The 17,931-nt window shown below is 53.3% G+C and carries 17 protein-coding genes and 1 riboswitch; of the genes, 14 read left to right on the top strand and 3 right to left on the bottom strand.

The features are described from left to right. The first annotated feature begins 8 nt into the window (after positions 1-8). Complete coding sequence (locus tag LBW89_RS22270; RefSeq protein WP_225040438.1) at positions 9-368, top strand: arsenate reductase family protein; 360 nt, start codon at positions 9-11, stop codon at positions 366-368. 46 nt (positions 369-414) lie between these two features. Further along, on the top strand, positions 415-1,311 hold the full coding sequence (locus LBW89_RS22265; RefSeq protein ID WP_225040436.1) for a 5'-3' exonuclease: 897 nt from the start codon (positions 415-417) through the stop codon (positions 1,309-1,311). 571 nt (positions 1,312-1,882) lie between these two features. Here the strand turns inward: LBW89_RS22265 and LBW89_RS22260 are convergent. After that, positions 1,883-2,881 carry a helix-turn-helix transcriptional regulator gene (locus LBW89_RS22260; RefSeq protein WP_148450626.1) on the bottom strand — a complete coding sequence of 333 codons (999 nt, stop codon included), beginning with the start codon at positions 2,879-2,881 and terminating at the stop codon, positions 1,883-1,885. A 107-nt stretch (positions 2,882-2,988) separates the two neighbouring features. On the opposite strand from LBW89_RS22260, the gene modA reads away from it, so the two are divergent. Both modA and modB read left to right on the top strand, forming a co-directional pair. Then, complete coding sequence (gene modA / locus LBW89_RS22255) at positions 2,989-3,828, top strand: molybdate ABC transporter substrate-binding protein (RefSeq protein ID WP_148450625.1); 840 nt, start codon at positions 2,989-2,991, stop codon at positions 3,826-3,828. Between the two features lie 5 nt (positions 3,829-3,833). Next, entirely contained in the window at positions 3,834-4,502 is a 669-nt protein-coding gene (gene modB / locus LBW89_RS22250) for a molybdate ABC transporter permease subunit (protein WP_225040434.1), read from the top strand. Positions 4,503-4,520: 18 nt separating this feature from the next. Here the strand turns inward: modB and LBW89_RS22245 are convergent, their stop codons facing one another. Further along, positions 4,521-4,823: a DUF3055 domain-containing protein gene (locus LBW89_RS22245; RefSeq protein ID WP_148450623.1), complete on the bottom strand. Its 303-nt coding sequence runs from the start codon at positions 4,821-4,823 to the stop codon at positions 4,521-4,523. Between the two features lie 236 nt (positions 4,824-5,059). Here LBW89_RS22245 and LBW89_RS22240 point away from each other — a divergent pair, with 236 nt between their 5' ends. After that, positions 5,060-6,070, top strand: a complete 1,011-nt coding sequence (locus LBW89_RS22240; protein WP_148450622.1) for an HRDC domain-containing protein — start codon at positions 5,060-5,062, stop codon at positions 6,068-6,070. A 100-nt stretch (positions 6,071-6,170) separates the two neighbouring features. On the opposite strand, the gene corA is transcribed toward LBW89_RS22240, so the two are convergent. Further along, positions 6,171-7,106 carry a magnesium/cobalt transporter CorA gene (gene corA / locus LBW89_RS22235; protein ID WP_148450621.1) on the bottom strand — a complete coding sequence of 312 codons (936 nt, stop codon included), beginning with the start codon at positions 7,104-7,106 and terminating at the stop codon, positions 6,171-6,173. 414 nt (positions 7,107-7,520) lie between these two features. Further along, positions 7,521-7,648, top strand: a riboswitch (SAM riboswitch). 117 nt (positions 7,649-7,765) lie between these two features. On the opposite strand from corA, the gene metA reads away from it, so the two are divergent. From metA to liaF, 9 genes are all read left to right on the top strand, one after another. Next, positions 7,766-8,701, top strand: a complete 936-nt coding sequence (metA, locus tag LBW89_RS22230; RefSeq protein WP_148450620.1) for a homoserine O-acetyltransferase MetA — start codon at positions 7,766-7,768, stop codon at positions 8,699-8,701. Positions 8,702-8,719: 18 nt separating this feature from the next. Beyond that, on the top strand, positions 8,720-9,907 hold the full coding sequence (locus LBW89_RS22225; protein WP_148450619.1) for a PLP-dependent transferase: 1,188 nt from the start codon (positions 8,720-8,722) through the stop codon (positions 9,905-9,907). Beyond that, complete coding sequence (locus tag LBW89_RS22220; RefSeq protein WP_148450618.1) at positions 9,904-11,073, top strand: trans-sulfuration enzyme family protein; 1,170 nt, start codon at positions 9,904-9,906, stop codon at positions 11,071-11,073. Before LBW89_RS22225 ends, LBW89_RS22220 begins: the two co-directional genes overlap by 4 nt. A gap of 154 nt (positions 11,074-11,227) precedes the next feature. After that, positions 11,228-12,364, top strand: coding sequence for a cyclic dehypoxanthinyl futalosine synthase (gene mqnC / locus LBW89_RS22215; protein WP_148450617.1), 1,137 nt, complete (start codon positions 11,228-11,230; stop codon positions 12,362-12,364). 106 nt (positions 12,365-12,470) lie between these two features. Beyond that, complete coding sequence (ytxC, locus tag LBW89_RS22210) at positions 12,471-13,397, top strand: putative sporulation protein YtxC (protein WP_148450616.1); 927 nt, start codon at positions 12,471-12,473, stop codon at positions 13,395-13,397. A gap of 379 nt (positions 13,398-13,776) precedes the next feature. Beyond that, positions 13,777-15,714 (top strand): threonine--tRNA ligase, encoded by a 1,938-nt coding sequence (gene thrS, locus LBW89_RS22205; RefSeq protein WP_148450615.1) that lies wholly within the window; start codon positions 13,777-13,779, stop codon positions 15,712-15,714. A gap of 279 nt (positions 15,715-15,993) precedes the next feature. Then, a complete protein-coding gene (locus LBW89_RS22200; RefSeq protein ID WP_412067022.1) occupies positions 15,994-16,491 on the top strand; it encodes a 3D domain-containing protein in 498 nt (165 codons plus the stop codon). Between the two features lie 112 nt (positions 16,492-16,603). Continuing rightward, the gene (locus LBW89_RS22195) at positions 16,604-16,768 is read left to right on the top strand and encodes a hypothetical protein (RefSeq protein ID WP_170287030.1); all 165 of its coding nucleotides are present in this window, start codon (positions 16,604-16,606) and stop codon (positions 16,766-16,768) included. Between the two features lie 186 nt (positions 16,769-16,954). Continuing rightward, positions 16,955-17,929, top strand: a complete 975-nt coding sequence (gene liaF / locus LBW89_RS22190) for a cell wall-active antibiotics response protein LiaF (protein ID WP_148450614.1) — start codon at positions 16,955-16,957, stop codon at positions 17,927-17,929. Positions 17,930-17,931 lie beyond the last annotated feature (2 nt).

Genomic DNA, 17,931 nt, shown 5'->3' with positions numbered 1-17,931 from the left:
TCATTCGGATGAAAAAATTGAAGGTTTATCAATACCCGCCCTGCGGCACCTGCCGCAAAGCCGTGAAATGGCTGGAGGGCCAGGGCTATACGTTGGACTCGCGGAACATTAAGGAGACGCCTCCGAACGTGGAAGAATTGGAGGAAATGATTTCGCTGAGCGGTCTGGAATTGAAGAAATTTTTCAATACCAGCGGCGATGTCTACCGTGAAATGGGGCTGAAAGACCGGTTGCCCGCCATGTCGCGGGAAGAGCAGCTGGTCCTGCTCGCCTCGAACGGAATGCTGATCAAACGCCCGCTGGTGACGGACGGCAAGCAGGCGACCGTCGGCTTCAAGGAGGACATGTTCGAGAAGGCATGGGGATAGGCGTAATCATGAGACCAATTTACGAAGAAAGGAAGCGAGCGAAATCATGAACACCGGACAAAGCGGACGGGAGAGCATTCTGCTGGTTGACGGGATGGCCTTGATGTTCCGAGCCTATTATGCTTCGGCGGCCACGGGTTATATCCGGCGCACCAAAGCGGGGCTGCCTACGAATGCGGTTTATGGATTTATGCGGTATTTTTGGGACGCGGTCCAAAAGTTTTCCCCGTCGCATATCGCCTGCTGTTGGGATCTGGGCAGCAAAACGTTCCGGACGGAGCAGTTTGCGGCTTATAAAGGCAACCGCTCGGAGGCGCCGGATGAGCTGATTCCGCAGTTTTCGATCATACGGGACGTTATGGAAAGCTTGGGGATTCCCAATATCAGCAGCCCGGGTTATGAAGCGGACGATTGCATCGGTACGCTGGCCGCCAGGTTCAGCCCGGAGATGGAGGTTCTCATCCTCACGGGGGACCATGACATGCTGCAGTTGGTGAATGAGCGGACAAGCGTCATTATTATGAAAAAGGGCCACGGCAACTATATGGTCTACACGCCGGAAACCCTGATGGAAGAGAAACAACTGGCTCCCCGCCAGATTATAGATTTGAAAGGCCTGATGGGCGATACCAGCGACAATTATCCCGGCGTGCGCGGCATCGGCGAGAAAACCGCGCTGAAGCTTGTCCAGGAGCACGGGTCGGTCGAGGGGATTCTGGCCAACTTGGACGCTTTGTCCAAATCGGTCCGGACCAAGATTGAGAACGACTTGGACATGCTGCATCTGTCAAGACGGCTGGCGGAGATCCGCTGCGATGTGGAATTGGCGTGCGGCGTCGACGAATGCCGCTTTGTCATGAACGCGGCCGCGATCGCTTCCAAATTCGAGGAGCTCGAAATGTCCAGCATCGTTTCGTGGATGGGACTGGCGGCCACGCCATGACCTTGGACAAGTGGCAGACGTTTTTGGATAAATGAAAAGCAGCGATCCTTCCGTACGGAGGGGTCGCTGCTTTTTTACAAAAATAGGAATTGGTGTTGCGTTAGCCCGAAGGGTCTAATGGCCGTAATCGCCTCCCTTTGAAGCCTGGCGGGAGGATAAGGGTCATTTGCGGCCTTATTTTGTCGAATTCGTCCCTTCGCTCAGAAATAGCGGTCTTTTGGGGCCTTATTTTAGGGAAAACCGGGCAGAACCCCTGATTTTTGGACCCGCATCAGTGAAATAAGGCCCTTTTTGGCCGCTATTTTACCCGAAAACGCAAATCGGGTCGAAATAACGGCCCAAAACGCCGCTATTATAACAGGCGGCAAGAACGATTGCGGATGAGGCAGCACCCATATCAGTTTTAATGCAACGCTAGTGCCCCATAAAGTCCGCTATTCCTTCCGCATGAGCCGAATTCCACAAAATCCCGCCGCTTAAGGCGCTTATTCATCTTTATCTGTATGGCTTCAAAGGAAACAGGTCGTTGACGGTGGAGCACAGCATGAGCGTGATTTTTCTATCCATGTATTCATTGAGCTTCACTGTCGTATAAAACCTGGCCGCTTAAAGATAAATCATAACCTTGAAAGGAGCCCAGCTCCTGTCTGAATTCGGGGGATTTGACGGTATCGAGAAACCGCTCGATCCAGGCGGCCGTACTCTCCGTTTTGAGGACAACAAGGTCGTATCTTTCCTGGATTAATGGGATAAATTCGACTTCGCTGATGAGGGATACGGCGTTTTCGATGCCTACGCCGACATCGGCTTGTCCCGCCGCGACTTTGCCGGCCACCGCCAAATGGCTGGTCTCCACATCCTGATATCCATCGATCCCGGCTCGGGATATGCCGTGCAAGCGCAGCTGTTCGTCCAGGAGCACCCGGGCGCCGGAACCGATCTCCCGATTGATCAGCTTGATGTCCTTCCGTCCGAGGTCGCTCCAGGTTTCTAATTGTTTGGGGTTTCCGCGGCGGACGTAAAGACCGGCCTGACGCATCAGCAAATTGACCACGAGGTAAGAATGGCCGGTCAGAATTTTGGTGATATACGGCAAATTGTATTCCCCGGTGTTCCCGTCCAGCAGATGCGTGCTGACGATGTCGCTGTTCCCCTGGTACATGGAGATCAGCCCATCAAGGCTTCCGTCGTGCGAGCGCAGGGGGCGCAGCCCCGGCTGCGTCCGCTCGAGATGCTTGGCCAATAAATCGAGGCTCAGATCCTGGCCGGTAATGACCAGGGTTCCCGGAACCCGCGAAGCGTCCCGGGAAAGGCGCCGGTCCGAAGCCGCCGCCGGCTGCGGCGGAAGGCTCTGGCCGCCGACGGGGAACGGCTCGCTTTGAGGCCCGGAAGGGACAGCCCCGCTTTTGGCTACTCTTTTGTATTGCTCCAAATCATCCGCGTCGATACGCATTTGTTTCCCGACACGGTACGCGGGCAAGCTGCCCTTTTTGATCAGGTCGTAAACCGTTAATTTAGATACTTTCAACAGCTTGGCAACTTCTTCGGCTGTATATGAAATCTCGCTCATTCGGAGACCTCCAATGACGAATTTATGTCTAATTATAACTAGTTATATTCAAATATAACAAAATAGAATAAAATATATTTATCTAATTCTATGGGAGGCATACATAAATGCGGCATTTCTCTGGTTCCCGTTTCCGTGGAAGTACGCTTGTATTTATTTTAATGGTTGTCATCGGACTCCTAACCTCATGCGGCGTACCGTCCGATAAGGCGGCCACACAACAGGCGGCATCCGACTCCGAAACGGCAGCGACCGTTACGCTGACTATTTCGGCGGCGGCCAGTTTAAAAGAGAGTCTGGAGGAGATCGCTCCGCTCTTTGAAAAGGAACAGCGGAATATCCGGCTGACCATGAATTTCGGCGCATCGGGTTCGCTGCAAAAGCAGATCGAGCAGGGAGCGCCCGTGGATCTGTTTCTATCGGCAGGCCAAAAACAGATGACCGCCCTGATGGACAAAGGGCTCATCAAGCCTGAAAGCAAAACGGACCTGTTACGGAACCGGCTTGTTCTGGTTCGGCCAGCCGACGCTACGGGCGAGCTTTCCTCCTTGGCGGATTTGAAAAAAACGGATTTCGGGACGATCGCTCTGGGTGAACCCGAGGTGGTTCCCGCCGGCGCATACACCAAGGAAGCGCTGGAGCATACCGGATTATGGGAGGCGCTTTCGTCCAAAATGATATTCGCCAAAGATGTTACACAGGTGCTCACCTATGTGGAATCGGGAAACGTGGATGCCGGCTTCGTTTATGAGAGCGATGCGAAAGGTTCTTCGAACATCCAAACCGGGCTCGTGGTCGATGAAGAAAGCCACGCTCCTATTCTTTATCCGGCAGGCGTGGTGTCCGCCTCCGAGCATCAAGAGGAAGCCGGCCGGTTCTTGCAATTTCTGCAATCCCGGGAGGCTCGTCAAGTGTTTGTTGACCACGGGTTCACGGTACCGGAGTAAGCGGCATGATGCATGCTTCGTTTTGGTCGCCTGTTCTGCTTTCCCTTAAGGTATCCCTTCTCGCCGGAACCTTGGCCTTTTTGCTTGCCGGATGGTTGGCCTGGCTTATGACGGGACGGAAATTTCGCGGGAAAATTGTGCTTGAAACGATCATTATGCTTCCTATGGTACTGCCGCCTACCGTAGTCGGGTTCCTGCTGCTTATGGCCTTCGGACGCAGGAGCTTTATCGGCCGGTGGTTTGAAGCGCTGTCCGGCCTGCCGATCGTCTTTACTTGGGGGGCCGCCGTCCTGGCGGCCGCCGTCGTTGCTTTCCCGCTGGCGTATCAGTCGGCCAAAGCCGGCTTCGCTTCCATCGATCGGGATCTGCTGGCCGCCGGCCGATCGCTGGGGGCCTCCGAGCCGCAGCTATTGCTCCGGGTCGCTATCCCGCTTGCCGGACGTTCCCTGACAACCGCGTTTGTGCTGTCTTTTACCCGGGCTCTTGGCGAGTTTGGAGCGACGCTGATGCTGGCCGGCAACATTCCCGGAAGAACCCAGACGCTGCCGACGGCCATTTACATGGCTGTGGAGTCGGGCGATACCGGAGCGGCCTGGGCTTGGGCGGGCTGGATGGTGCTGATCTCCTTCCTGCTGCTGGCCTGCTTCGGCCCCCGAACGGAACGGAAGGAATAAGCGGATAAGTAAAGACCGTTAATCCGTAAAATAGGCATCTCCGACAACCTGGTACAAAAAGCTGCGCAGTTCGCCGCCCTCTTCCTCATTCAGGGCGAATACATGCTCCAGGTAACCTTCTTCCTCAAGGTCGTCGGTGCCCAAGATCGCGGTTTTTCCGTTCTGGAGATCGGTCACAAGTTTCTTGCCGTAAAAACGGTTTGTCGTGGTGACAGCCAGGTCAAAACGTTTGAGGGAGTTTCCGATAAAAGTGACAAAACGGGTGGATGTGCTCTCCGTGCTGTCGGATAAAAAGTCCAAATCCTGATTTGATGCGGTCATAAGCTGTGCCTCCTATAAAACGAGTTGTCTCCTGTCATTATAGCGGATATTCGGTCGCTCGTGGAAATGGCGATGAAAATAATCCGGATTGACAATCTCCGAAAAAATGGTACTATTAGTAACAACAGTATACGACTAGAGGAAGCACCTCTCTTGAATCATTCGGGAGAGGTGCTTTTTTTGCGTTTTTGGATTGAAACGCCTGTCGTTGCTGACAGTCGAAGGAGGTAGAAGGGATGCGGATTGTTTTTCTGAACAGCCTGGAGAAGAAGGATGGCGGGGCCACCGCCGGCGATGCCCAGGTATGGATCGGCGAAGAGGACGGGGTTTGGAGGATGGGGTGGAACGAATCGACGGGAGAGGAGGAAAGCGAGACAATTTGGTACGAAGGCGGTTCATGGTCTGAAATGCTCCATATTTATCGGCATAGGCTGGTCATCAAGCTCGGCGAAGGCTACCGTCCGGTGATCGAAGGGATATGGGATGAGAGGGAGGAGTTTCACGGAAGGGGCATGGCCGCGCAGCGGCTGATTTGTTACAGCGAACTTCACGAGAACGAAACGCTGTACAATGAGCTGTGCGGTTGGCGGCGGAAGAAAGCTTCCGCCGAACGCAAGGCCCCCTATCTTATCGCCAGCAACCGGCTGCTTCGCCTGATCAGCGTATTTCGGCCGCATACGGTGGACGAATTACTGCAGCTGCCTGGAGTAGGAGAGAACAAGGCGGCCGAATACGGGACCGAATTGCTTGCGTTAACCGCGGCGCAGGCTGGAGAACGGCCGGGCGAGTTTCCGCTCGATTGGGTGGAACGGGACATCGACGACGATACCTTTCGTTCCTGGATGTATAGGCAGAAGGAAGCTAAATTCCGCATGGAGATGGAGAAATTCAGCCTGCGCCGTCAAGCGCTGGAAGCGATGGCCCAAGGCGGCAATTTGGAAGGAATCTGCGAACGGACAGGTCTCGAACGGAGGGATGCCGTCGAACTGCTCGAGCAATTCGAGAAGGACGGGTACACGACCGAGGCGCTCGTTCAGTTGGAGTTGCAGGACATGCCGGCGGAGGAGAAAAGCTCCATCTGGCAGGCCTTTGAGGAACTCGGGGACGCCTTCCTCAAACCCGTGCTGCAGCGGGCTTACGATCAGGAAACGATAGAGACGGCCAATCTGGATCGGCTTTATGAACGAATCCGCCTGCTCCGCCTTTCCTATCGTCGGCATAAGGATCAGGCGCAGAAAGCCGGATAACTCCTAAATAAACAAAACAGCGCGTTTTCTCCGTTCAGCCTCAAGGGAAGGCGTAGATGGAGAAAAGGCGCTGTATTTTTTAAAAGCCGCGCTTATTGTACTAAATCCAGTCCCGCTTGCGGAACAGATAGAACATGCCTGCGCCGAGGACGATCATGACGCCCAGGACGACATAATATCCGTATTTCCAATGGATTTCGGGCATGTGTTCAAAATTCATCCCGTATATCCCTGTAATCAGGGTCAACGGAATGAAAATCGTGGTGATTGCGGTGAATACGCGCATGATTTCATTGGCCCGGTTGGCGATCGCCGCTTGATAAGCTTCTCGCAAGTTTCCGATCAATTCTCGAAAGGTGTCGAAGTTTTCGGAGATTTTAACGGCATTTTCGTAAATATCGCTGAAATACTTTTGCAGCTGATCGTCGATCAGTCGCAAGTCTTTCTTATTTAAAATATTGATAACTTCCTTTTGAGGGCCAAGCACTTTCTTCAACCACAAAATTTCGCTTCGCAGACCGATGATCTCGTTCAGGTGCGAGCGTTTGGTGTGCATCAATATATCTTCTTCCAGCTTTTCGATTTTGACTTCGATGCGGTCACCGACAATGAAGTAGTTGTCGACCACGAGGTCGATGAGAAAATAAAGAAAGCGGTCGGGTTCGCTGACTTCCTGTTCCCAGAGAATCGGCTTGACGGCCCGCAGTTCGTTAATTTTCTGCTTCGTCACGGTGATGATGTAGTGTCTTCCCAAGAAGATGTTTAGCGCCCGCAGAAAAATTTCCTCATCATCATAACGGATGCTGTTAACTACAATAAAGTAATGGTTGTCGTAGGTTTCGATTTTCGGACGCTGCTCCTCCTCGGTGAGGCAGTCCTCAACGGCAAGATCATGCAGCGAGAACAGCGGTTGAAGCAGCGCCAGGTCATCAACGTCCGCGTCAATCCAGTAGAAGCCTTCCTCAGGCGGGGTTGTCGTGAGTTCCACGTCTTCGACCGGCTTAAATACACCGGCCACCACATGACGGATTTTCATACCAATCACTCCCTTTTCCGGCCTAGGCAGCCGGGATATGCTCATTTTTGGTTTGAGCACAGGAAAGGATCAGCACGGCGAACGCCGAAAAAGGCGTTTTATGAAAACACCGGGAAAAGAAAGTGCCCGTTACCCTCCACGTGGCGCCTGCTGATCGGTTTCCTATGCGGTTGTTTCTTCAGGTCCATGCGCTGCGGACTCGGGTCGCCTTCCATTTCTCGGATTCACCTCTTTATCATGAGTTTATGGGTTGCCTTTTTAGCACTTGTCTAGTATAACGCCGGGGGTTGAAATGTTTCAAGCCAAAAAGTTGTGGATAAAAAATGGCGTACGCCTTGTTAAAAAAGAGAATTCATGTATAATGAAATCAACCTGATTCAATTAGAATTTTAACAACAGAATATTTAGACGATTTTCTTATCAAGAGTAGGTGGAGGGACTGGCCCGATGATACCCGGCAACCGGCGATACGTCGCACGGTGCTAATTCTTGCAGAGCTTGGGAGCATGATGTGATGCTCTTAGGTTTCTGAGAGATGAGAGAGGCGCATTCAGGAATAAATGATGACCTTTCTCTTTGGAGTGAGGTCTTTTTCTTGTTATTGCCCGCTTTCACGAGGTAACCCAGTAAAATCCCCAAAAAAAAGGAGTTGGAATGTAATGCCGATTAAAGTACCGGATCATCTGCCGGCCAAGGAAGTGCTTGCGAACGAGAATATTTTTGTAATGGATGAGAGCCGGGCCTACCAGCAGGACATTCGGCCCCTCAGAATCGCCATTCTGAACCTGATGCCGACGAAAGAAACGACGGAATCGCAAATTTTGCGTTTGCTCGGCAACACGCCGCTCCAGGTGGAGATCGTATTGCTCCACCCCCGTTCCCATATTTCGAAGAATACGTCGGCGGAGCATTTGGAGATGTTCTACAAAACCTTCGACGAGATCAAGAGCCGGCGGTTTGACGGCATGATCGTGACGGGCGCGCCGGTCGAGCAACTGGCTTTTGAAGAAGTCAACTATTGGGAGGAACTGAAAGAGATCTTCGAATGGAGCAAAACGCATGTCACTTCGACCATGCACATCTGTTGGGCTTCCCAGGCCGGTTTATACTACCACTACGGGGTCCGCAAAGTCCCGCTCGAGAAAAAATGCTTCGGCATCTTCTCCCATACCGTCAACAACCCCCGCGTAAAATTAATGCGGGGCTTCGACGAAGTGTTCCAGGTTCCGCATTCCCGTCATACGGACGTATCCCGGGAGGATATCGAGCGGTCCCCGGAGCTCGAGATTTTGGCCGAATCGGAGGAAGCCGGTATCTACCTCGTCGCTTCACGGGACGGGAAGCAAATTTTTGTGACCGGACACTCGGAGTATGATGCGGGTTCCCTGAAGTGGGAATATGATCGTGACGTCGCCAAAGGGCTGGAAATCGAGCTTCCGGTGAACTATTATCCGAACAACGATCCCTCCAAGCCCCCGCGTTCGACTTGGAGAGCGCATGCCAACTTATTATTCTCCAACTGGCTGAACTACTATGTGTATCAGGAAACACCGTATGATATCGATGAAATGGCCGAACTTATATACCATATTTGATTAGTGGAGGGGTACGCAGTGGCAAAAAATAAAAAATGGCATTTGGACAGCAGGCTGGCTCAAATCGGATCGATCGAGGAACCGGTCACCGGAGCGGTTACTTATCCCATCTATCAGGCGACCGCTTTCCGCCATCCCCGGCTCGGGCAGAGTACCGGGTTTGACTATTCGCGGACGAAAAGTCCGACGCGGACCGTGTTGGAAGAGGCCGCGGCCGCCCTGGAAAGCGGAGATGCGGGTTTCGCCTGCAGTTCGGGCATGGCGGCGCTTCAGACGGTTTTCAGCCTGTTCTCGCAAGGGGATCATCTGATCGTCTCCTTGGACTTATACGGCGGAACTTACCGGCTGCTTGAACGGATTCTTTCCCGGTTCGGAATCACATCCTCCTATGTCGATACGAACGATCTGGACGCCTTGGAAAGCGTGCGGAAACCGAACACCAAAGCCGTCTTCATCGAGACGCCGACCAACCCGTTGATGATGGTGACCGATCTTGAAGCCGTAGGGCTGTGGGCCAAGCGCCATGGGCTGCTTACGGTGGTGGACAATACACTGCTGACCCCTTATTTTCAACGTCCGCTGGAACTGGGTGCCGATATCGTCGTACACAGTGCGACGAAATACTTGGGCGGCCATAACGACGTGCTGGCCGGACTGATCGTGACTAAAGGGGAGGAACTCTCCCAGGAAGTCGCCTTTTTGCATAATTCGATCGGGGCGGTGCTGAGCCCCTCCGACTCCTACCAGCTTATGCGCGGCATGAAGACATTGGCACTGCGGATGGAGCGGCATGAAAGCAACGCGCTGGCGATGGCCGAGTTTTTGCTGAAGCATCCGCAAATCGCCGAGGTATTTCATCCCGGTTTGCCCGATCATCCGGGCCATGACATCCAGAAACGGCAGTCCAGCGGTAATACGGGCATCTTTTCCTTTAAGGTTACGGATGCCCGTTATGTGGAACCGGTGCTGCGGAACCTTGAACTGATCGCTTTCGCCGAGAGTTTGGGCGGCGTGGAATCGCTCATGACCTATCCGGCCGTTCAGACGCATGCGGATATTCCGGCCGAAATCCGCGATGCCGTCGGGGTGGATGACCGGCTGCTCCGCTTCTCGGTCGGGATCGAGCACCCCGCCGACTTAATCGAAGATCTGGGCAGAGCCTTGGAAGCGGCCCGCCGCGAAGTGGAAGAGGGGGGCGCGAAATGAACGACCGGAACCGGGAAGAACGGCAATCTCCGAAATTGGACACCCGGCTGATCCATTTTGGCAGCGAGGTGGATCCGGCAACCGGAGCCTCCAGTGTCCCGATTTACCAAGCTTCGACTTTTCATCACCACGATATTTTTAATCCTCCAACGCATGATTACAGCCGGTCGGGCAATCCGACCCGCCAGGCGTTGGAAGATTATATCGCGGTCCTGGAAGGCGGAGTGCGCGGCTTCGCCTTCGCCAGCGGCATGGCCGCCATTTCATCGACCTTCATGCTGTTTTCGGCCGGCGATCACCTCATCGTGACGGAGGATGTTTACGGGGGTACATACCGGCTGCTTACGCAGATATTAAGCCGGATGAACATCGAGACGACCTTCGTCGATATGACGGACCTGGAAGCGGTCAAGGCCGCACTCCAGCCCAATACGAAGGCCGTATATATGGAAACGCCGTCCAATCCGACGCTGAAAATTACCGATATCGGGGCGGTCGCCGAATGGGCGCGGGAGCACGATCTGATCAGCATCGTGGACAATACGTTTATGACGCCGTATTATCAACGCCCGATCGAGCAGGGGGTCGACATCGTGCTGCACAGCGCGACCAAATTTCTCGGCGGGCACAGCGACGTGCTGGCCGGGCTTGCGGTGGCCCGGGACGACGCGTTGGCCGATCGTTTGAAATACGTACAGAACGGCCTCGGCACCGTACTCGGAGCCCAGGAATCCTGGCTGCTTATGCGGGGGATGAAGACGCTGGGGGCTAGAATGGCGCACAGCGAAATCAGCGCCCGCAAGCTGGCGGACTGGCTTGCCCGCCGCCAGGACATCGCGGCCGTTTATTATCCGGGTCTCGCGGAGCATCCCGGCCGTGAAGTCCAGGAAAAGCAGTCCAAAGGTTACGGCGCCGTCGTTTCGTTCGATGTCGGTTCCGGCGACCGGGCCAAACGGGTGCTCAGCCGAGTGAAGCTCCCCCTCGTCGCGGTCAGCCTCGGTGCCGTTGAAAGCATCCTATCCTACCCGGCGATGATGTCGCATGCGTCCATGCCGCCGGAAGTCCGGCTCGAACGCGGGATTACCGACGGTCTGCTGCGCTTCTCCGTAGGCCTGGAGGATATCGGCGATTTGCTCGCCGATTTGGAACAGGCTTTGGAGGCTTAAACGGCAAGGCCGCCGTATTTAAATACCGAGCACGAACAGCACCCGAAATGGATCGGGTGCTGTTTTTATGCGGATGAATATGTTACGATTTGAATATTGAATGTTTTGACATTTTATTGACTTATATATTCAGGAGACGCAAGGAGGCAGCGAAATGACTGCAATCAACCCTATATTAGACAAGGCGTTACGTGGCGAGCGTCTGGATCTTGAAGATACGATCGCATTATTCGAGTCGGAGGAAGTCGAGAAAATCGGCCATGCGGCAAATGTTCTGATGGAGCGTAAGCACCCCGATCCCATTACGACCTTTGTCATCGGACGGAACGTAAACTATACGAATGTCTGTGATGTATACTGCCGGTTTTGTGCGTTTTATCGCCGCCCGGGTTCGGAGGAAGGATATGTCTTGCCGGATGAGGTCATTTTCCAGAAAATCCAGGAAACGATCGATGTCGGCGGCACGGAAATTTTGATGCAGGGCGGAACGAACCCGAATCTGCCGTTCAGTTATTACACGAACCTGCTGCGAGCGATCAAGGAACGGTTCCCGGACATTACGATGCACTCCTTCTCTCCGGCGGAAATCATGAAAATGAAGGAAGTCTCGGAGGGGCTCTCGCTGGAAGAAGTGCTGCGGGAAATCCATGCCGCCGGCCTGGATTCGCTGCCGGGAGGCGGAGCGGAGATACTGGACGACCGCACCCGCCGCAAAATCAGCCGGCTGAAAGGCTCCTGGCGGGATTGGATGGACGTGATGCAGACGGCTCACAAAATCGGGATGAACACAACGGCGACGATGGTCATCGGTTTCGGCGAGTCGATGGAAGAGCGCGCCCTCCACTTGCTGCGCGTCCGGGAAGCACAGGATGAGTGCCTCCAAAACGGCTATCCTTCGGAAGGGTTTCTGGCCTTCATCCCTTGGACGTTCCAGCCGGACAACACGAATCTCAAGGCGGAGCGCCAAACGCCGGAATCCTATTTGAAAACGGTGGCGATCAGCCGCATCGTGCTGGATAACATCAAGAACCTGCAGTCTTCCTGGGTCACGATGGGACCCGAGGTCGGTAAGCTGTCGCTACAGTACGGCTGCAACGATTTCGGCAGCACGATGATCGAGGAAAATGTCGTTTCCTCGGCAGGGGCGACTCATAAGGTGAACATCGAATCGATTCTGTCGATTATCCGCTCTGCCGGCAAGACACCGGCCCAACGGAATACGAAGTACGAAATTTTGCGCGTATTCGATCAAAATTCCAGCATCGAACGCGACTTTATCATGCAGAATTAAAGACTGTTTCTTTTGGCAGTTCTGGCTATCTTTCCATAAGTCCGCCTCGTATATCCGTATCCTTCCCGCCATATACTTTGGGAAGGATACGAAAGGGGGAGGACTTATGGATTTTTTTTCGCTACACATGGCCACCCGCGGTTTACCAACGGAACGACGATTCTTGGATTATATTTGCGATGAGGAGAGTGCGGTACATAAAGGGGCTGCCCGGATAAAGACGCATTATGCTCCCGATGGATCCGGTCTGCTCGTTGTATTGTCGGCAACCGGAAAAGAAGGAACCAATACGGATGAAGTACGGCGTCAAGTTATAGAGGATCTCGCCCGAGGCATTTCCCGTTTTATTGTGGAGGTCAAGGAAGTTGAACTGGCTGGTGAGGAGGCCTCCAAACGGTATCGATTCTCCTCCCGCGAGGAGGAAGAGGCGGTGGCGGGATTTTGCGCCAAAATGCTGTCCGGTGAAGAAGAGGGGGATCGGGCGGCTCAACGGTACAGGATGAACGAGATTCGGACGGCGCTCGCCTCCTACTTGGAGGAAGCGCGCTATTTGGACATCGACGGATTCATCGAGTTTCGCTTAAAAGCTTATAAGGACAAGCTGCGGGAAATGGTGGACCTGGCGATGGAAGAATATCTTCTGGATCAGCAGTATGAGGAATTTATCCACCTGCTGCAGTATTTCGTTCATTTTCAGGAGCCGTTGACCCAGCTCGTTCATCTCATTCACAAGGATGATCAAGAATTCGGGATATATAATGAACAGTTTGCCAAAATAACACCGCCTTCTGTCGGCGGCGTCATTGCTCAAATGGCGGATCAGGAGATGGAGATGGAGGATATGGTCGTCAGCGCTTTAATTTCGTTGTCGCCACAGCGAATACACATTCATACATCCCGTCCGGAAGCCCAGATCATCGCCACGATTACCCGGATTTTCGGAGAGCGGGTACAATTGTGTCTGCAATGCGCGCATTGCATTTCGCTCAGCAAGGAATCCAGGCCGAAGAACCAGGAAACTTCGGGTTCTTGACGTCTCCCGAAGGAAGGCTTATAATTTACAGGTAATTCGATTTGACATTTCATTATGAAGATTCATTTGCAAAAAAGCGTCGACAAAGACATGAACCGAAATGACAGGACATTTCCAGAGAGAGGGAACCCGGCTGAAATTCCCTTGTGCACCGGTTTTGGTTTACCCCTTTGAAGCTGTGGTTTTGAACCTGCCGCATCCGGCAGCATTAGAAATCACCGGGTCATTTCCGTTACCAAATGCTTATTAAGGGCCATTCCGACAATACGGAACGACCGAATAAGGGTGGAACCACGGGTAAATAAATGCTCGTCCCTTTTCAGGGACGGGCTTTTTTTGTTGCCCTAATAGAAATATTATGCTTAAGGAGGATATAAATATGGCAATTCAAGTATCGCTGCCGGACGGTTCCGTCCGGGAATATGCGGAAGGAAGCACACTGGAGGATGTCGCGGCTTCGATCAGCAGCGGCCTGCGCAAAAACGCGGTGGCCGGCAAAATCAACGACAAGGCGGTTGACCTGAACACCAAACTGTCGAATGGGGATAAGGTGGAAATCATTACGCTCGATTCCACAGACGGCCTGGAAATTATGCGTCACAGTACGGCCCACTTGATGGCGCAGGCGGTCAAACGGCTGTTTGGCGGCAAGGAAGTCAAACTCGGCATCGGCCCGGTGATCGAAGACGGCTTCTATTACGACATGGATTTGGAACACCCGTTGAATCCCGAGGACCTGCAAAAGATCGAGAAGGAAATGGAGCGGATTATCGGGGAGAATCTGCCGATTACCCGCCGCGAGGTCAGCCGTGAAGAAGCCGTGGCGATTTTTACCGAGCTGGGCGATCCTTACAAACTGGAGCTAATCCGGGATTTGCCGGAGGACAGCGTTATTTCGATTTATGACCAAGGCGAGTTTTTCGATCTTTGCCGCGGACCTCACGTGCCTTCGACCGGCAAGATCAAAGTGTTCAAGCTGTTGAGCGTAGCCGGCGCGTACTGGCGCGGAAACAGCAACAACAAAATGCTGCAGCGGATTTACGGTACGGCCTTTGTCAAAAAAGCCGAACTGGACCACCACCTGCACATGCTGGAGGAAGCGAAGAAGCGCGATCACCGGAAACTGGGGAAAGAGCTGAACATCTTCACTTTCAACAATTTAGTGGGACAAGGCCTGCCGATCTGGCTGCCGAAAGGGGCGACGCTGCGCCGTACGCTGGAGCGTTACATCGTCGATATCGAGGAACGTCTGGGATATCAGCATGTGTACACGCCGGTGCTGGGGAACGTGGATCTGTACAAAACGTCCGGCCACTGGGAGCACTATCAGGAGGATATGTTCCCGGTCATGGCCATCGACGTTGAAGAATTCGTCCTTCGGCCGATGAACTGTCCTCACCACATGATGGTGTACAAAAGCGACCTGCGCAGCTACCGCGATCTGCCGATCCGCATCGCCGAGCTCGGCATGCAGCACCGCTACGAAATGTCGGGCGCATTGACCGGCCTGCACCGCGTTCGTTCCATGACGCTGAACGACGCCCATATTTTCTGCCGTTTGGATCAAATCAAGGGTGAGTTTAAACGGGTACTGGATCTGATCAGCCAGGTGTACCGCGATTTCGGCATCGAGGAATACCGTTTCCGCTTGTCCTACCGGGATCCGCAGGATACCGAGAAGTACTTCCCGAACGACGAGATGTGGAATACGGCCCAAGGAATGCTGCGTGAAGTCGTAGAGGAAGCGGGCCTGCCGTTCTTCGAGGCGGAAGGAGAAGCCGCATTCTATGGGCCTAAGCTGGACGTGCAGGTCAAGACGGCGCTGGGGAAAGAAGAGACCCTTTCCACCGTGCAAATCGACTTCCTGCTGCCGGAACGCTTCGAGCTTGAATACGTCGGGGACGACGGTCAGAAGCACCGTCCGGTCGTGCTGCACCGCGGGATTCTGGGGACGATGGAGCGGTTCTCCGCGTTCCTGCTGGAGAACTTCGCCGGGAACTTGCCGCTGTGGCTGTCTCCGGTTCAAGCCAAAGTCATTCCGGTTTCGGGCGCTTTTGAAGAGTACGCCCGTGAGGTGGAAGACAAGCTCCGGGCCGGTGGCATTCGTGCGGAGAGCGATTTGCGCAATGAAAAGCTCGGCTATAAAATCCGCGAAGCCCAGCTTGAAAAAATTCCTTATATGTTCGTTGTCGGCGAGAACGAGAAAAGCAGCGGCAGCGTATCCGTCCGCAAGCGCGGAGAAGGCGATCTAGGCGCAAAATCGGTAGACGAGGTGCTCGTTCTACTCCAAGACGAAATCCGCAATCACAAGATTTGAAACGTTTAAGGCTATCGTTTTCAACAAGATAACGAACGTAAATGTATAAACGAAGGCGCATGTGGAAACCCTTCCGAATAAGGGGGAGGTTTTCATATGCGCCGATTTATTTTGTGGCGGAGAACCGTCATAATATTTATAGTTTCGGTTCTCACGATCCAAGGATTAACCATGGAAAGCAAAATTTACGCCAAATCAGCTCAGGCCGCCAAGATGCAGTATGAGCGTTATTTATTCCGGCAATACCAGCGGCATTTCCAGCGGCTGGAGCATTCCGAAATGCGCGGTACACCGGAGAACCTGCTGGTTCAGCAGCGGTCGAAGCGGAGTGAGGAACCCAAAGCGGCCAAAAAGACCGTAAAAACGGTAAAAGTTGTGGCAACCGGGTATACGGCCGGTTATGAGTCCACCGGGAAGCATCCGAACCATCCGCAATACGGAATAACGTATTCCGGCGTCAAAGTGCGCAGGGACAAGGATACCGTCTCGACGATCGCCGCGGATCTGAAAATTTTTCCGCTGGGCACCATTCTCTATATTCCGGGCTACGGTTACGGAGTTGTGGCTGATAAGGGGTCCGCGATCAAAGGCAACAAGATCGACCTTTATTTTGCGACGACCAAGCAGGTGTTCAAGGAATGGGGCAAGAAGGAAGTGGAGGTCCAGGTCATCCGGAAAGGTGACGGCAAGCTGACGGAAGCGATGTTAAACAAGCTGGGCAAAGCGATGGAAGTCAGCAAAGAAATTCCTGAAAATGTATGGGATCAGGCGATTTGATTCACCGCATATTTGCGCCTGCCCGGAAGCATAATACGAAAGGCGGCAAGAGTCGCAACTCGCTGCCGGATAACGTACGTAAGTACGTGTTATGCAAAGGGAGGTGAATCTCATGCCAAATCAAAAAAACAAAGCGGCTTCTCCTGGTTATAAAACGCCAAACGAGAAGTATAATGAAGAGTTCGCTGAAGAATCGATGGCTACGGTTGCCCAAAAAGCAAAAGCTTCCCGTAACGCCGTAACTAACCCGACTGCCGGACAACAAAATCAACAATAAACAAGCGAGGCTGTTCCCAAGGTTTGGGAGCAGCCTCTTTTATGTCCGCCGAGGGTTGGTTAAAAATGGAACCGCCTCGGTCCCGGGACCGAGCCGCATTTCCAACCCGCGGCGCTGTTGTCCGCCCTTTGTTTAAGGTAAACTGAATTTAAACATTGAGCGAAGAACAATTGGAGGGAACTGCACATGCGAAGCGGATTAGGCGGAAGGCTGATCGGTGGATTGGTCTTGATCGGAATCGGAGCCTTGTTTTTATTGAATCAGTTGGGAATTACAGATCTGAGTCTGGGCTATTTGTTTGCGACCTATTGGCCGGTATTTTTGATTCTGGGCGGGATCGCCCAGCTGTCGAACGGAGGGTGGAGGGGCTCCAGCCTGATCGGGAGCGGAATTCTGATCGCGATCGGCGGTTATTTCCTGGCACGTAATATGGGGCTGATCTATTTGTCGCCGGGCGATTTCTTCAAGTTCTTTTTCCCGGTCGCCCTGATTATCGGGGGGATTGCGGTTTTGTTTAAGCCAAGGAGCGAAGCGAAGGACCGGAACCCGGATTTTCCCCCGCCCGCGCCGCCCAGACCGCCCGTACCGCCGCTTCATGACGACTATATTCCGGAAATGGAATCCCCGCTCGATTCGATCTTTGGCGATATGGAAGAGAAGGACCAGCCGAAAGAGACGAAATCGAAAACAAAACCGAAGTCAAAGCATGGCAACAAGCATGATTACGACTATCATTACAACTCCTACGGCATGGGAACGGGAGACGCTTCCGGCAAACGGGAAAAGATCAACAAGTCGGGCTTCATCGGCGACGTTCATCTGGGTCAGGATTATTTCGAGCTGCATCCGACGAATATCTCCCATTTTATCGGCGACACGATTATCGATTTGACGAAGGCGCAAATTCCCTACGGAGAAACAAAGATTAACGTATCCGCTTTTATCGGGGACGTTAAAGTGTTCGTACCCGAGGACATGGATATCGGTATTTCCGCGGAATCCAGCGCATTTATCGGCGATTTGAAAGTGCTGAACGAGAAGCGCGGGGGCTTTATGACCAACGTGCAGGTACGATCGCCGCACTATAGCGAAACCAGCAAGCGCGTCAAGCTCGTGGTCAGCGTATTCATCGGTGACGTGAAAGTGAACATGGTGGGGTAACG

Origin of the sequence: Paenibacillus sp. alder61 (assembly GCF_020179875.1) — a bacterium.
Taxonomy (GTDB): Bacteria; Bacillota; Bacilli; order Paenibacillales; family Paenibacillaceae; genus Fontibacillus; species Fontibacillus faecis.
Note: the sequence above shows the minus strand (reverse complement) of the source record. Positions and strands in the feature narration are given on the sequence as shown.

Excerpts from the sequence above, each read along its gene's own strand:
- LBW89_RS22270 (WP_225040438.1), top strand. The coding sequence starts at position 9 with ATGAAAAAATTGAAGGTTTATCAATACCCGCCCTGCGGCACCTGCCGC.
- LBW89_RS22265 (WP_225040436.1), top strand. The coding sequence starts at position 415 with ATGAACACCGGACAAAGCGGACGGGAGAGCATTCTGCTGGTTGACGGG.
- LBW89_RS22260 (WP_148450626.1), bottom strand. The coding sequence starts at position 2,881 with ATGAGCGAGATTTCATATACAGCCGAAGAAGTTGCCAAGCTGTTGAAA.
- modA (WP_148450625.1), top strand. The coding sequence starts at position 2,989 with ATGCGGCATTTCTCTGGTTCCCGTTTCCGTGGAAGTACGCTTGTATTT.
- modB (WP_225040434.1), top strand. The coding sequence starts at position 3,834 with ATGATGCATGCTTCGTTTTGGTCGCCTGTTCTGCTTTCCCTTAAGGTA.
- LBW89_RS22245 (WP_148450623.1), bottom strand. The coding sequence starts at position 4,823 with ATGACCGCATCAAATCAGGATTTGGACTTTTTATCCGACAGCACGGAG.
- LBW89_RS22240 (WP_148450622.1), top strand. The coding sequence starts at position 5,060 with ATGCGGATTGTTTTTCTGAACAGCCTGGAGAAGAAGGATGGCGGGGCC.
- corA (WP_148450621.1), bottom strand. The coding sequence starts at position 7,106 with ATGAAAATCCGTCATGTGGTGGCCGGTGTATTTAAGCCGGTCGAAGAC.
- metA (WP_148450620.1), top strand. The coding sequence starts at position 7,766 with ATGCCGATTAAAGTACCGGATCATCTGCCGGCCAAGGAAGTGCTTGCG.
- LBW89_RS22220 (WP_148450618.1), top strand. The coding sequence starts at position 9,904 with ATGAACGACCGGAACCGGGAAGAACGGCAATCTCCGAAATTGGACACC.
- mqnC (WP_148450617.1), top strand. The coding sequence starts at position 11,228 with ATGACTGCAATCAACCCTATATTAGACAAGGCGTTACGTGGCGAGCGT.
- ytxC (WP_148450616.1), top strand. The coding sequence starts at position 12,471 with ATGGATTTTTTTTCGCTACACATGGCCACCCGCGGTTTACCAACGGAA.
- thrS (WP_148450615.1), top strand. The coding sequence starts at position 13,777 with ATGGCAATTCAAGTATCGCTGCCGGACGGTTCCGTCCGGGAATATGCG.
- LBW89_RS22200 (WP_412067022.1), top strand. The coding sequence starts at position 15,994 with ATGCGCGGTACACCGGAGAACCTGCTGGTTCAGCAGCGGTCGAAGCGG.
- LBW89_RS22195 (WP_170287030.1), top strand. The coding sequence starts at position 16,604 with ATGCCAAATCAAAAAAACAAAGCGGCTTCTCCTGGTTATAAAACGCCA.
- liaF (WP_148450614.1), top strand. The coding sequence starts at position 16,955 with ATGCGAAGCGGATTAGGCGGAAGGCTGATCGGTGGATTGGTCTTGATC.